Raw genomic sequence first — 14851 nt, forward strand, 5'->3', positions numbered from 1 at the left:
TCCATTATCCCTTGCAATACCAAATACAACGATGGCGAATAACTCTACTCCCTACCTGTCAGAGATCTTTTTAGTGGCTTTTAATTTTGCGCCGCAAGGTTATGCCCTGTGTAACGGGCAATTGCTTCCCATTAACCAGAATCAGGCTTTATTTTCCCTGTTGGGCACTACTTACGGCGGTAACGGTCAAACTAATTTTGCATTACCCAACCTGAGGGGGCGTGTTCCTATGCACCAGGGCGGCGAATATATGCAGGGGAGTGTAACCGGCAGCGTTACTACTAAAATCACCACGGCTAATCTTCCGCTACATGAGCATAATATCACTGCCGTACTCCAAATGCCGGTGGGAGGTACAGCAAACACTGATTCTTCTGCCAATGCCTATCCTGCAGTTGCCTCCGGCGCTAAATACAGCAACAACGCGGATGAACAAATGGCAACCGTGCAGGGTCAGGACCTGGTAACGGATAGCGGGAACGGTGCGTTTGCTACGGAGGCCAATCCCTCTCCCAATAATCCCGTTAATAATATGATGCCTTATCTCACCATGAATTATATTATTGCCTTGACAGGCATATTTCCTTCAACTCTTTGATTTATATAGATATGTCTGCAACTGATCCTTTTGTTGGTGAAATCATTATGATCCCTTTCAATTTTGCACCCAAAAATTTTGCACTTTGTAACGGACAACTACTCCCCATATCCCAGAACACCGGTCTTTTCTCTATCCTGGGCACTTATTACGGAGGGGATGGCAAGGCCACTTTTGCCTTGCCTGACCTGCAGGGAAAAGTTCCCATCGGCACCGGACAGGGGAGCGGTTTGGCAGACCGGTTCCTGGGCGAGTCGGCTGGTATTGGATTAAATGCCCTGACCATCAACCAAATGCCTGTGCATACACATATGATCAAACGGCGCCCCATGTCTTTGCCCACAGGCGGGAATAACAACACCAACAATCCCATCAATAATTATCCCGGCATAGCCGCTTCCGGCCTTCCCTACAGTAAAACGGCGGGCACCGGAACAATGGCAAATGTGAGGTCAAGATTGAAAGCAACTGGCTCAGGAGGCAATGTACCGGTGAACAATTACCAACCAACCCTTACCATTATGTTTGCTATAGCAATGGCTGGAGTATTTCCTCCCCGCCAATAATAAACGATCACACTCAAACACCAATACAAATGCCTTTTGTAGGAGAAATAAGAATATTTGCAGGAAATTTTGCACCGGCGGGTTGGGCCATTTGCGACGGGCAATTACTTCCCATTTCAGAAAACGACACCCTGTTTCAACTGATTGGTACCACCTACGGAGGTGATGGCCAGTCTGTTTTTGCCGTGCCGGATCTGCGGGGCAGGGTGCCTTTACATATGGGTACTGATCCCGGTAGTGGCATAACCTACCAGATAGGCGAAAATGGAGGAACAGAAGAAGTGACGCTGAATTCAAACAATCTTCCACCGCATATACATTATATATCCGGACCGGTATTCCTGCCAGCTTTGGGAGAAAATCCCGCCAACACAACCAATCCACAGGACCGTTCCTTTGCTATCACCAATTCAGAAAAAGTTTACAGCACTGTTAAAAGCGATACCAGCAGGTTGGCGCCTTTACAGGTGCCGCACATGGGTTTGGCTCCTGACGGTGATTCGTTGATAATGAGCGTACAGCCAGTAGGCGGAAATGAAAACACAGACAACATGCAACCATACCTGGTTGTGAATTTTATTATTTCCCTGTATGGCGTATTTCCTACGCCATAATAAGGACCACTTATATGAAAATAGGAGCACTATTACCGAGATCTACCTTTCACCCGCTGTTGCAGCACGATTTTCTCCAGGGGATGGAAGCATACCTGCAATACCGCGGCGTATCCACAACATGGTTTACCGCCAATATCGGGTTTGGCACCAATCCTGAAATGGTACTGCAAGAGGCGGAAAAAATGCTGCTGGAGCATCATGCCGATGTATTGGTGGTATATGCAGATCAGCCGGCAGTAAGCAACATAGCAGCCCTTGCAAAACAGCTGAACCGCCTGGTATTACTGGTACACAACGGCGCAAAATATATGCACGAGTGGGAGCCTCACCCTGTGGTGCTGTCGCATACACTTAATAATACTATTCAATGCCGGCTTACCGGGATCCATGCTGCCACCCTCTCAAAAGAGGCAGCCGTATGCACCTCGTTTTACGACGGCGGTTATTCTCATAATCATGCGCTGGTGCAGTCGTACGCCGATAACGGCGGCAGTGTTGCCTACAACTTTGTAAGCCAGTATAAGGTGAGTGATTTTGATTCGGAGCCATTGCATCATTTCCTGCGGACTAACGCACACGTACAAACGTTGCTGGCGCTTTACAACGGCGACCTGGCGCATTGCTTTCTTCAGCAGCTGCAGACGTCGGATGTAACGGAAGGCTTACAGGTATTTGGCAGTCCCATGCTGCTGGATGAAACCTTAACAACTGTGCATGGTCAGCTGAAAATACCGTTCCAGGTAAGCGGATATGTGCCCTGGTTATCATCTCTCAAAAATAACGCTAATGAATTGCTGAAAACGCAGTTTAACGCTCACACCGGCCGCGAAGCCAATTTACCTGGTATGCACGGCTGGAACACCGGTATGATCCTGGAGCAGATTTATAATACAGCAGATACACACCGGTTCAGGGCACGGGAGATCCTGGCGGCACTCAGCGACGTAACACTGGATAGTCCGCGCGGTCCGCTACACATGGATGCAGCTACTCACCACATGATTGCTCCTGCATGGCTGGTGAAAACAAATGAGGCGTTTGAGCCGGAAGTAATTGGCGGCACAGATAATACCGCGCAGATCTGGCAGGACATTGTGCTTACGAAGATACACGGCGTGTCTTCCGGCTGGATCAACACTTACCTCTGTGCCTGAGAAAGATCAGGTGAGGTACTTCTGAATAATTTAACATCCTGAACAACAGGGTGCATGTCTATATATTTCTTATACCTAAGGCTCGCCTTCTATGAAGTTAATTTTACGTAGAACCCTGATATCCCTTTTATTACTCACAGGCATTGCCACCTGCGCGCAGGCGCAGGCTTTCGGCCCCGGCGATCTTGTTTTTACGGGCGTCAATATTTTTGATGACGACATTAGCGGCAGCGTACAGAATGATGCGTTTTCGTTTGTATTGCTCCGCGATTGCCCTAAAAATACGATCATTTATTTTACAGATCTCGGCTGGATGGGTAGCCGCTTTCAAACCATTTCCACCGACAGCTCCACCGGTCCGAAAACAGATGGGATTCTGCAATGGTCGCCCGGCGGCAACAACAAAATGGATGCAGGAACGCGGGTTACTATTTTCTGTAAATACAGCCCTACCGCATCTGCCGGCGTACTTACCCTCTCCACCCCTACCGCTAATACTGCGTTACAGGCTAATAAAGAATATATTAGTCTTGGCTTCGCCGGCGACCAGTTGTTTGCATTCACCGGCAACATCAATAATCCCACCATCATTGCCGGTATCAATGTAAACCGCAAAACCTGGGAGACATCTCTCGATGCCGAAGAATTCACTTCTTCCAAATCATTAAAACCAGCTACCACCAGCGTTCTTAGCTTCCCCAGCATAAATGCAGTGAATGCAAGGTATAACTGTATAACTACTATCGGCACTTCGGCCCGCCTGCGTAACCTTGTAGTGGATACCACCAACTGGACGAAGGACTATAGCTTAACAGTGCCGGCCCCAACGGCATTCAGTCTTGTATCCGCACCGCCCTGCTCTTTTACAGTTGTGAACCCGGATACCAGCGGTATTGTATATGTAAACAAACAGGTTTCCCAAAGCGGCGACGGAAGCAGCTGGGCCACTGCCCTGCAGGAATTAACCACTGCACTCAATGCTGCCGCAGACCCGTTGAATGGTATTACCACCATATGGGTGGCCCAAAATACTTATAAGCCTGATTACACAAGGAATACCAGTGCTACCTTTAATATCCCTTCCGGTGTGGCTGTTTATGGCGGCTTTGCAGGCACTGAAACTAAGCTTGCTGACCGGAATATTCCTGCTAACCCGGTAATCCTCAGCGGAGACGTTGATTTCAATGACGTGCTTACCAATACTATTACACTGAAGGCAACAGATATCCGGGGTAGCAACAGCACTCACCTGGTAACGGTGGCAGGTAACAGCGCCGAAAGTATACTGGATGGTATGATTATTACCGGCGGTGCGGGCAACGTATCGGGAGGTGGTGGTATTTACGCTCCCTTTTCCAATTTAACAATAAGGAATACACAATTTTATGGAAACAACACCACCCAGAATGGTGGCGCCATCTACCAGGTTGGTGGGAATATAAAACTGGTCAACTGCGTATTTTTTGGTAACAAGGCTACGCTGGATGGAACGGCTATAAGAACCACCGGTAATACTACGCTTACCAACGTTACAGTGGGTGGTAACTCCGGAGGAGGAGCTGCTATAAGCAGCACCGGAGGAATTTTCACTTCGTACAACAGCATTGTGGCGAAGAATACTCCCGGTAGTGGCAGCGACTATTCCGGTCCTCTCGCAAACATCCGGTACAGTATTTTGGGTAACCTGTACTATAGCGACGCAGCTACTGTACAACCTGTTCCCGATGTGGTGTTTAATGACCTCACCAACGGTAACCTGCGGTTAACGGCTGCCAACTTCGGCATCAACAAAGGCGATCCGCAAACCAATAATGCGGGTTATGCCGCACAGGCAGATACACTGGATCTCGACAGGAAAACACGTATCAGCAATAGCCTTATTGACCTGGGCGCCTATGAAATACAGGCCATACCGCAAACAATCACTTTCCCGGCCTTCCCTTCCACGCCTGTTATTACGTATGGAGATACAGATATTGATCCGAATGCGACGACTTCCGGAGATGGCACTATTACCTATACCTCCGGCAATACAGCCGTTGCAGACGTGGTGAACGGAAAAATTAAAACCACCGGCGCAGGTACCGCGGTGATCACAGCTCACGCAGGAGCTACCAATACCTATCTTCCTGCAAGTCCTGTATCACAAACTATTACCGTCGCTAAAAAAGCGTTGACTATAAAAGCAGCTGATGTGAGCCGGCCTTATAAAACGGCTAATCCCGCTGCCACGTTTACTTATACCGGGTTTGTTTATGCAGATGACGCCAGTGTTATCACCGGTACGGTAAATACCACCTTCGCAGCCAATCTAAACAGTCCGGTTGGCGCCTATGCGATTACAACAGATGTAAGTGCAGCCAGTGCAGCCAACTATAGTTTGTTGGCCGCAAATGGTACATTAACTATTACGCAGCAGCCGCAAACCATCACATTCCCGGCGATAACGGGCATTGTGTATGGCACCGCCCCGATTACATTACCGCTCAATACCGATGCAGGAAATGCAATTGTTTACACCGTGGTTTCAGGTCCGGCTACCGTTAGTGGTAACACACTTACGATCACCGGCGCTGGCGATGTAACCATCAACGCTGATCAGCCGGGAAGTACCAACTATGCCGCAGCGGCACAGGTAACACAAACATTTAATGTTGCCAAAGCAATACTAACGGTAACGGCTAATGATAAAAACAGGGCATACAAACAGGCTAATCCCACCCTGGAATATACGGTTACCGGCCTTGTGAACGGCGACAACGGCAGCGTGGTAAACGGTGATGCGGACATCAGCACCACAGCGGATATTGATAGTCACACCGGCAACTACCCTATTACTGTAAGCGCCGGCACACTCACTGCTGTCAACTACCAGTTCAGTTTCGCACCCGGTACACTTACCGTTACCAAAGCGTCGCAGGTAATCACCCTCACCGCATTAACGGACAAAACGTACGGTGACGCTCCTTTTGCATTGAACGCTACCAGCACCTCCGGCCTCACGGTGGACTTCAGTGTTGCCGGACCGGCTACGCTTAGCGGCAACACCGTTACCATTACGGGCACGGGAAATGTAACGGTCACGGCTACACAAAGCGGTGATACTAATTACGACGCAGCCACCATTGTATCCGGCGGATTTACTGTCCTGAAAAAATCATTATTTGTAACTGCGGATAACAAACAGCGGTTATATGGAGGAAATAACCCTGCATTAACCTATACTTATAGCGGTTTGGTGAATGGGGAAGATAACAGCGTGGTAACAGGCACTCCGCTGCTCAGTACTACGGCAGATGCCAGCAGTGTGCCGGGTGGTTACCCTATCCAGGTTACCAATGCTGCCTCGCTGAGTGCTGTTAACTACAATATCATTCCTGCCAGCGGAATACTGACGGTAACAATAGCGCCACAAACCATTACCTTCCCGGCTATCACCGGCAAAACATATGGCAGTGCACCGGTTACGCTCAATACCAACAGCGACGCAGGTTTGCCGATCACTTACAACGTGGTAAGCGGCCCGGCAACAGTCAATGGCAACATCCTTACATTCACAGGCGCTGGCGATGTAACCGTTTCCGCCGACCAGGGAGGTAACGGCAACTACTCTCCTGCTCCGCAATCAACACAAACATTCAACGTTGCCAAAGCAATACTAACGGTAACGGCTAATGATAAAAACAGGGCGTACAAACAAGCTAATCCAACACCGGATTATACCATTACCGGTTTTGTAAATGGTGAAAACAACAGCGTAGTCAATGGCGACGCCACTATTACCCACACCGCTGATATCAACAGCGTACCGGGTGTTTATCCGATTACGGTTACCGTTGGTGCATTATCAGCAGCTAATTACGACTTCAGCTTTGTGAATGGATCACTCACTATTACGCAGGCATCACAAACCATCACCTTCCCGGCTATCACCGGTAAAACATATGGTGATGCCGCCTTTACACTCAGCGCCAGTAGCGATGCAGGGTTAACAGTAGCCTATGCCGTTACTTCCGGGCCGGCTACCGTAAGCGGTAACACCGTCACCATCACCGGCGTGGGCAATGTAACCATCAGCGCCACACAGACAGGAGACGCCAACTATACCGCAGCAGCGGCGGCGAGCCAATCGTTCCAGGTAACCCCGGCCATACTGACGGTAACCGCGGATGATAAACAGAAAGTATATGGCGCTAATAATCCTGCGCTCACTTACACCATCAGTGGATTTGTGAATGGTGAAAACAGCAGCGTGATAAGCGGTACACCTGCGCTCAGCACCAGTGCCGATAACAGCAGCGTACCGGCTATATATCCTATTACAGTGGATGTAACACCATTGACCGCGGCGAACTATACTTTCGCTGCTGTTAGTGGCAACTTAACCGTTGGTCTGGCACCACAAACCATCACCTTCCCGGCCATCACCGGTAAAACATATGGCGACGCTGCCTTTGCGCTCAACGCCAGTAGCAGCAGTGCGTTAGCGGTGAGCTACAGCGTGGTAAGCGGGCCGGCCACTATCAACGGCAACACTGTTACCATTACCGGCGCGGGCAATGTGACCATTGCAGCCGATCAGGGCGGTAACGGCAACTACTCTCCTGCTCCGCAATCAACACAAACATTCAACGTTGCCAAAGCCATACTAACGGTAACGGCTAATGATAAAAACAGGGCGTACAAACAAGCTAATCCAACACCGGATTATACCATTACCGGTTTTGTAAATGGTGAAAACAACAGCGTAGTCAATGGCGACGCCACTATTACTCACACTGCTGATATCAATAGTGTGCCGGGCGTTTATCCGATTACAGTTACCGCTGGTACGTTAGCAGCAGCTAATTACGACTTCAGCTTTGTGAACGGATCACTCACTATTACGCAGGCATCACAAACCATCACCTTCCCGGCTATCACCGGTAAAACATATGGTGACGCCGCCTTTACACTCAGCGCCGGTAGCAACGCAGGGTTAACAGTAGCCTATGCCGTTACTTCCGGGCCGGCTACCGTAAACGGTAACATCGTCACCATCACCGGCGTGGGCAATGTAACCATCAACGCCACGCAGGCAGGAGACGCCAACTATACCGCAGCAGTGGCTGTGAGCCAATCGTTCCAGGTAACGCCGGCCACGCTGACGGTAACCGCGGATGATAAACAGAAAGTATATGGCGCTAATAATCCTGCGCTCACTTACACCATCAGTGGATTTGTGAATGGTGAAAACAGCAGCGTGATAAGCGGTACACCTGCGCTCAGCACCAGTGCCGATAACAGCAGCGTACCGGCTACATATCCTATTACAGTGGATGTAACACCATTGACCGCGGCGAACTATACTTTCGCTGCTGTTAGTGGCAACTTAACCGTTGGACTGGCGTCACAAACCATCACCTTCCCGGCCATTACCGGTAAAACATATGGCGACGCTGCCTTTGCGCTCAACGCCAGTAGCAGCAGTGCGTTAGCGGTGAGCTACAGCGTGGTAAGCGGACCAGCCACTATCAGCGGCAACACCGTTACCATTACCGGCGTGGGCAATGTGACCATTGCAGCCGATCAGGGCGGTAATGGCAACTACTCGCCTGCTACACAGGTAACACAAACCTTCAATGTTGCCAAAGCAATACTAACGGTAACGGCTAATGATAAAAACAGGGCATACAAACAAGCTAATCCAACACCGGATTATACCATTACCGGTTTTGTAAATGGTGAAACCATCAATGTAGTATCCGGCAACGCCATCATCGCGCACACCGCTGATATCAACAGTGTACCGGGTGTTTATCCGATTACGGTTACCGCTGGTGCATTATCAGCAGCTAATTACAACTTCAGCTTTGTGAATGGATCACTCACCATTACGCAGGCTTCTCAAACCATCACCTTCCCGGCTATCACTGGTAAAACATATGGTGATGCCGCCTTTACTCTCAATGCCGGTAGCGATGCAGGGTTAACAGTAGCCTATGCCGTTACTTCCGGGCCGGCTACCGTAAATGGTAACACCGTCACTATCACCGGCGTGGGCAATGTAACCATCAGCGCCACACAGGCAGGAGATGCTAATTATACCGCAGCAGCGGCGGTGAGCCAATCGTTCCAGGTAACGCCGGCCACGCTGATGGTAACCGCAGATGATAAACAGAAAGTATATGGCGCCAATAATCCTGCGCTCACTTACACTATCAGCGGGTTTGTGAATGGTGAAAACAATAGCGTGATAAGCGGTACACCGGGTCTTAGCACTACTGCAAATAACAGCAGCGCACCAGGCACCTATCCCATTGCAGTGGATATAACGCCATTGACCGCAACCAATTACATCTTCACCTCTGTCAACGGCATATTAACCGTTGCGCTCACATCGCAAACCATCACCTTCCCGGCCATCACTGGTAAAACATATGGCGATGCTCCCTTTGCGCTCAACGCCAGTAGCAGCAGTGCGTTAGCAGTGAGCTACAGCGTAATCAGTGGTCCGGCCACTATCAGCGGCAACACCGTTACCATCACGGGCACAGGCAATGTAACCATTGCAGCCGACCAGGCAGGCAACGGCAACTATTCACCGGCTGCACAAGTCACACAAACCTTCAATGTTGCCAAAGCAATACTAACGGTAACGGCTAATGATAAAAACAAGGCGTACAAACAAGCTAATCCAACACCGGATTACACCATTACCGGTTTTGTAAACAACGAAAACATCAATGTAGTATCCGGCAACGCCATCATCGCGCACACCGCTGATATCAACAGTGTACCGGGTGTTTATCCGATTACGGTTACCGCTGGTGCATTATCAGCAGCTAATTACGACTTCAGCTTTGTGAACGGATCACTCACTATTACGCAGGCATCACAAACCATCACCTTCCCGGCTATCACCGGTAAAACATATGGTGACGCCGCCTTTACGCTCAGCGGCAGTAGCGATGTAGGGTTAACAGTAGCCTATGCCGTTACTTCCGGGCCGGCTACCGTAAACGGTAATACCGTTACCATCACCGGCGTGGGCAATGTAACCATCAGCGCCACGCAGGCAGGAGATGCTAACTATACCGCAGCAGCGGCGGTGAGCCAATCGTTCCAGGTAACGCCGGCCACGCTGATGGTAACCGCAGATGATAAACAGAAAGTATATGGCGCTAATAATCCTGCGCTCACTTACACCATCAACGGGTTTGTGAATGGTGAAAACAGCAGCGTAGTTACTGGTGTTGCTGCTCTCAGCACTACTGCAAATAACAGCAGTGCACCAGGCACCTATCCCATTGCAGTGGATGTAGCGCCATTGACCGCAGCCAATTACATCTTCACTCCAGTCAACGGTATATTAACCGTTGCGCTCACATCGCAAACCATCACCTTCCCGGCCATCACCGGTAAAACATATGGCGACGCTGCCTTTACACTCAGCGCCGGTAGCAGCAGTGCGTTAGCGGTGAGCTACAGCGTGGTAAGCGGGCCGGCCACTATCAGCGGCAACACCGTTACCATCACCGGCACGGGCAACGTAACCATCGCAGCCGATCAGGGCGGTAACGGCAACTACTCGCCTGCTACACAGGTAACACAAACATTTAACGTTGCCAAAGCAATACTAACGGTAACGGCTAATGATAAAAACAAGGCGTACAAACAAGCTAATCCAACACCGGATTACACCATTACCGGTTTTGTAAACAACGAAACCATCAATGTAGTATCCGGCAACGCCATCATCGCGCACACTGCTGATGCCAACAGCGTACCGGGTGTTTATCCGATTACGGTTACCGCCGGTGCGTTAGCAGCAGCTAATTACAACTTCAGCTTTGTGAACGGATCACTTACTATTACGCAGGCTTCACAAACCATCACCTTCCCGGCTATCACCGGTAAAACATATGGTGACGCCGCCTTTACACTCGGCGCCAGTAGCGATGCAGGATTAACAGTAGCCTATACCGTTACTTCCGGACCGGCTACCGTAAACGGTAACACCGTTACTATCACCGGCGTGGGCAATGTAACCATCAGCGCCACACAGGCAGGAGACGCTAACTATACCGCAGCAGCGGTGGTGAGCCAATCGTTCCAGGTAACCCCGGCTACACTGACGGTAACCGCGGATGATAAACAGAAAGTATACGGCGCTAATAATCCTGCACTCACTTATACTATCAGCGGGTTTGTGAATGGTGAAAACAGCAGCGTGATTACTGGTGTTGCTGCTCTCAGTACTACTGCAAATAACAGCAGCGCACCAGGCACCTATCCCATTGCAGTGGATGTAACGCCATTGACCGCAACCAATTACATCTTCACTCCTGTCAACGGTATATTAACCGTTGCGCTCACATCGCAAACCATCACCTTCCCGGCCATCACCGGTAAAACATATGGCGACGCTGCCTTTGCGCTCAACGCCAGTAGCAGCAGTGCGTTAGCAATAAGCTACAGCGTGATCAGTGGTCCGGCCACTATCAGCGGCAACACCGTTACCATTACCGGCGCTGGCAATGTAACCATTGCAGCTGACCAGGCAGGCAACGGCAACTATTCACCGGCTGCACAAGTCACACAAACCTTCAATGTGGCCAAAGCAATGCTGAGTATTAAAGCCAAAGACGAAGTACGCACCTATACAGGTAACGGCTATACGGGTGGCAACGGTGTAGATTATACCGGGTTCGTGAATGGAGATGCCGCAACCAGTTTAACCGGTGCACTTGCCTACGCAGGTACGTCGCAGGGAGCCATAAATGCAGGCACTTATATCATTACGCCTTCTGGCTTAACCAGCAACAATTATAACATCTCCTTTACAGATGGTCAACTGACAATTGCAAAGGCACAGCAGCAAATTACCTTCACTACAACAGGTAATAAAAACCAGGGAGATCCTGATTTCATACTCACTGCCACTGCCAGCTCCGGACTGCCGGTTACGTTTACCAGCGACAATACCGCTTCCATCAGTATCAACGGCAATACGGCACACGTGGGAGCAGCAGGCACTGCCAACATCAGTGCTTCACAACCGGGTAACAGCAACTACGAACCGGCGCAAACGGTTACACAAACTATTGTCGTTACTGCATGGACGGCGCCGGTAATCACGGCCCAGGGCAGTACCACTTTCTGCGAATCCAATACGCTCACGTTACAATCCAGCAGCACAACCACCAATGAGTGGTACCGCAACGGCATCCAGATACCCGGAGCCACCGGCCAATCGCTGACCGTGAACGAAAGCGGCAGCTATACCGTAAAAGCGATTTACGATAACAATTTCGGCGTACTCTCCGCAGCAGTGATAGTAACTGTAAACCCATTACCTGTGGGTAATGTCCGGGCAAATGGAAACACTACAATCAGTAAGGGAGAAACGATCACACTCACGGCCTCCGGCGGCCATACCTACTTATGGACCCCGGCAACAGGACTGAATGATCCAACTACCGCTTCGCCCGTAGCCCGTCCGGCGGTTACCACCAACTACCAGGTAACCATCACCGGCAGCAGCGGTTGCAGCGTTACGAAGGATATCACGATCACTGTTAAAGAGGACTATAAACTGGAAGCCACCAATATCCTGACTCCTAACGGCGATGGTAAAAACGACCTGTGGGTGGTAAAGAATATCGATATGTACCCGCAAAATGAAGTAAAGATATTTGACCGTTCAGGACGCATGGTATTCCATCAGCGCGGCTATACCAACAACTGGAATGGTACCGTAAATGGTCAGCGACTGGCAGAAGGAACCTACTATTATATTATTGATCTGGGCGGTAACACGCCGAAGTTTAAAGGGTTTATCACAATTGTCAATGCAAATTACTAAGCAAACGACTATGAAAAAGTATGTGAGATATATCACGCTGCTGGGAGCTTTCGCTCTCAGCAGTCAATATGCAGGCGCACAAACTGCAGGCAATCCTACCATGATGTATGAGCCATTGGCGGCACAATACTTCCTGGATCAGTATATGGCCAATGCAGCAATGGCAGGTATCGACACCGGGTTACATGTGTACGCGGCCTACCAGCGGCAGTCGTCAGATATACCGGGGGCGCCGGTGGCCAAAGCCCTTACGGCCGACTATATGCTAGGAAAGCGCGTAGGCATTGGCATGAATATTTTTAACGATAAAGCCGGCTTGATCAACAGCACAAAAGTAGCCTTCACTTATGCTTACCACCTTCCATTGAGTTTAAGCGGCGCAGGGGTATTGCATTTTGGCCTGTCGGCCGCATTTATAAACCGCCGGTTGGATACCAAAGGGGTCAATGGCGATATAACCGACACCTACATCAACGCATTCAACAGAAGGGATAATTACTTTGAAGGCGACTTCGGCATGGCCTACACCCGCAAAGGGCTTACGGTGCAGGCATCTGTCCCAAACCTGGTTAGCTTTGTTAAAAACAAAGCCGAAGACGATGGAATAGATCGCGCCCTGTACTTCGCTGCAGCGGGATATAAATTTGAAATGGACGGGCAGCTGAATTCAATAGAACCTAAAGTGTGTATGCGTGGTGTGAAAGGGTATGATAATATTATTGATGCCGGCGCTAATTTCATCTTCTTACAACAACAACTGAATGCGTTTGCCATGTATCATTCTTCGAAGAGCTTTAGTGCCGGCGCAGGCGTAAACTACAGGTCCATAGCCGGATTCCAGCTGGTATACAACTCGCAGACGGCAGGTTTAAGCAACTACACCAATGGAACATTTGAAGTAAACCTGGTCATTCATCTTTTCAAATAAAATCTGTTATCATACTTTTTTAAAAGCCTTCGGTCAGGATGATCCGAAGGCTTTTTTTCATGCACCTACCTCTTCTCCGGTATATAAAAAATCGTATCTTCAGCCCTTAATTACGTACTGACGCACCCTAAACGGAACACCTGCAAAAAAGTAAAGCATGATCAGAAAAATTAAACCCCTGGCCAGCGCGCTGGCATTGTTGTTAACTTTTACCTCTACAGTTAAAGCCCAGTCCTCTCCTGCTATATTAGCGGTATATGACGACTATTCCGGTAAAGAACCTGGCCTTACTTATTGGAAAAATGGAAAAACAATCCGGCTAACGGATGGCAAAACGACCGCAGGAGCGGCTGCTATTGCAGTATCCGGCGATGATGATTATGTTGCCGGTCATGAATATAACACCGCCGGAGAGCCTGTTGCCACCTATTGGAAAAACGGGAAAGCAGTAACGCTCGCCAACGGGGAAACATTTTCCAAAGCTATTGGTATCGCTATATCCGGCCCGGATGTACATGTGATCGGCAGCCATGGCGGCGATGCAGTATACTGGAAAAACGGCGCCCCCACCTCGTTGGGTGCAGACGCTGAAATACATGCCATTGCGCTCAACGGCAGCGATGTTTATATAGCCGGTTACCAGCCAAATGATCAGGGCAACTATGTGGCCACCTGCTGGAAAAACGGCACCGCCATCCCACTGTCGGACGGGCAGAAGAGCGCGGAAGCCCATGCTGTTGCCATATCCGGCAACGACATTTATGTAGCAGGTTTTAAAATGGATGAAGATGGAAAGGAAGTGGCCATGTATTGGAAAAACGGTGAACCGGTGATACTTCCCGGTGGCTGCAGGGCCAATGCGATTGCGGTATCCGGCAATGATGTATACGTAACCGGGATCGACAGGAATGCGGAAGGCGCCAATATCATTGTTTACTGGAAAAACGGGAAAGCGGTGAGGCTCACCGATGGCAAAGAGGCCTCCGGCGCCGGCGCAAGCGTTATCACGGTTGCAGGAAACGACGTTTATATAGCTGGTTATCTTGATGGCAAAGCCACTTACTGGAAAAATGAGAAGCCGGTGGGTTTGAATGATATCATCGGGGGGATAACGGGGATGGTGGTTAGATAGCCATCATTT

At 49.7% G+C, this 14851-nt stretch carries 7 protein-coding genes; all 7 read left to right on the forward strand.

The features are described from left to right. The first annotated feature begins 31 nt into the window (after positions 1-31). Entirely contained in the window at positions 32-598 is a 567-nt protein-coding gene (locus V7S65_RS29725) for a phage tail protein (protein ID WP_079472465.1), read from the forward strand. Positions 599-609: 11 nt separating this feature from the next. Then, positions 610-1164: a phage tail protein gene (locus V7S65_RS29730; protein ID WP_336389376.1), complete on the forward strand. Its 555-nt coding sequence runs from the start codon at positions 610-612 to the stop codon at positions 1162-1164. A gap of 29 nt (positions 1165-1193) precedes the next feature. Beyond that, positions 1194-1778, forward strand: a complete 585-nt coding sequence (locus tag V7S65_RS29735) for a phage tail protein (protein ID WP_079472467.1) — start codon at positions 1194-1196, stop codon at positions 1776-1778. A gap of 14 nt (positions 1779-1792) precedes the next feature. Further along, positions 1793-2935 (forward strand): ABC transporter substrate-binding protein, encoded by a 1143-nt coding sequence (locus V7S65_RS29740; protein WP_336389375.1) that lies wholly within the window; start codon positions 1793-1795, stop codon positions 2933-2935. Positions 2936-3026: 91 nt separating this feature from the next. Then, the gene (locus tag V7S65_RS29745; RefSeq protein WP_336389374.1) at positions 3027-12782 is read left to right on the forward strand and encodes an MBG domain-containing protein; all 9756 of its coding nucleotides are present in this window, start codon (positions 3027-3029) and stop codon (positions 12780-12782) included. A 10-nt stretch (positions 12783-12792) separates the two neighbouring features. Continuing rightward, positions 12793-13710 carry a PorP/SprF family type IX secretion system membrane protein gene (locus V7S65_RS29750; RefSeq protein WP_159454471.1) on the forward strand — a complete coding sequence of 306 codons (918 nt, stop codon included), beginning with the start codon at positions 12793-12795 and terminating at the stop codon, positions 13708-13710. 157 nt (positions 13711-13867) lie between these two features. After that, entirely contained in the window at positions 13868-14842 is a 975-nt protein-coding gene (locus V7S65_RS29755) for a hypothetical protein (RefSeq protein ID WP_336389373.1), read from the forward strand. Positions 14843-14851: the final 9 nt, after the last annotated feature.

Origin of the sequence: Chitinophaga sp. CCNWYY40 (assembly GCF_037483205.1) — a bacterium.
Classification (GTDB): Bacteria; Bacteroidota; Bacteroidia; order Chitinophagales; family Chitinophagaceae; genus Chitinophaga; species Chitinophaga ginsengisegetis.

Bases quoted from the DNA above. Each gene is read 5' to 3' on its own strand.
- V7S65_RS29725 (WP_079472465.1), top strand. From the start codon at position 32: ATGGCGAATAACTCTACTCCCTACCTGTCAGAGATCTTTTTAGTGGCT.
- V7S65_RS29730 (WP_336389376.1), top strand. From the start codon at position 610: ATGTCTGCAACTGATCCTTTTGTTGGTGAAATCATTATGATCCCTTTC.
- V7S65_RS29740 (WP_336389375.1), top strand. From the start codon at position 1,793: ATGAAAATAGGAGCACTATTACCGAGATCTACCTTTCACCCGCTGTTG.
- V7S65_RS29745 (WP_336389374.1), top strand. From the start codon at position 3,027: ATGAAGTTAATTTTACGTAGAACCCTGATATCCCTTTTATTACTCACA.
- V7S65_RS29755 (WP_336389373.1), top strand. From the start codon at position 13,868: ATGATCAGAAAAATTAAACCCCTGGCCAGCGCGCTGGCATTGTTGTTA.
- V7S65_RS29750 (WP_159454471.1), top strand. From the start codon at position 12,793: ATGAAAAAGTATGTGAGATATATCACGCTGCTGGGAGCTTTCGCTCTC.
- V7S65_RS29735 (WP_079472467.1), top strand. From the start codon at position 1,194: ATGCCTTTTGTAGGAGAAATAAGAATATTTGCAGGAAATTTTGCACCG.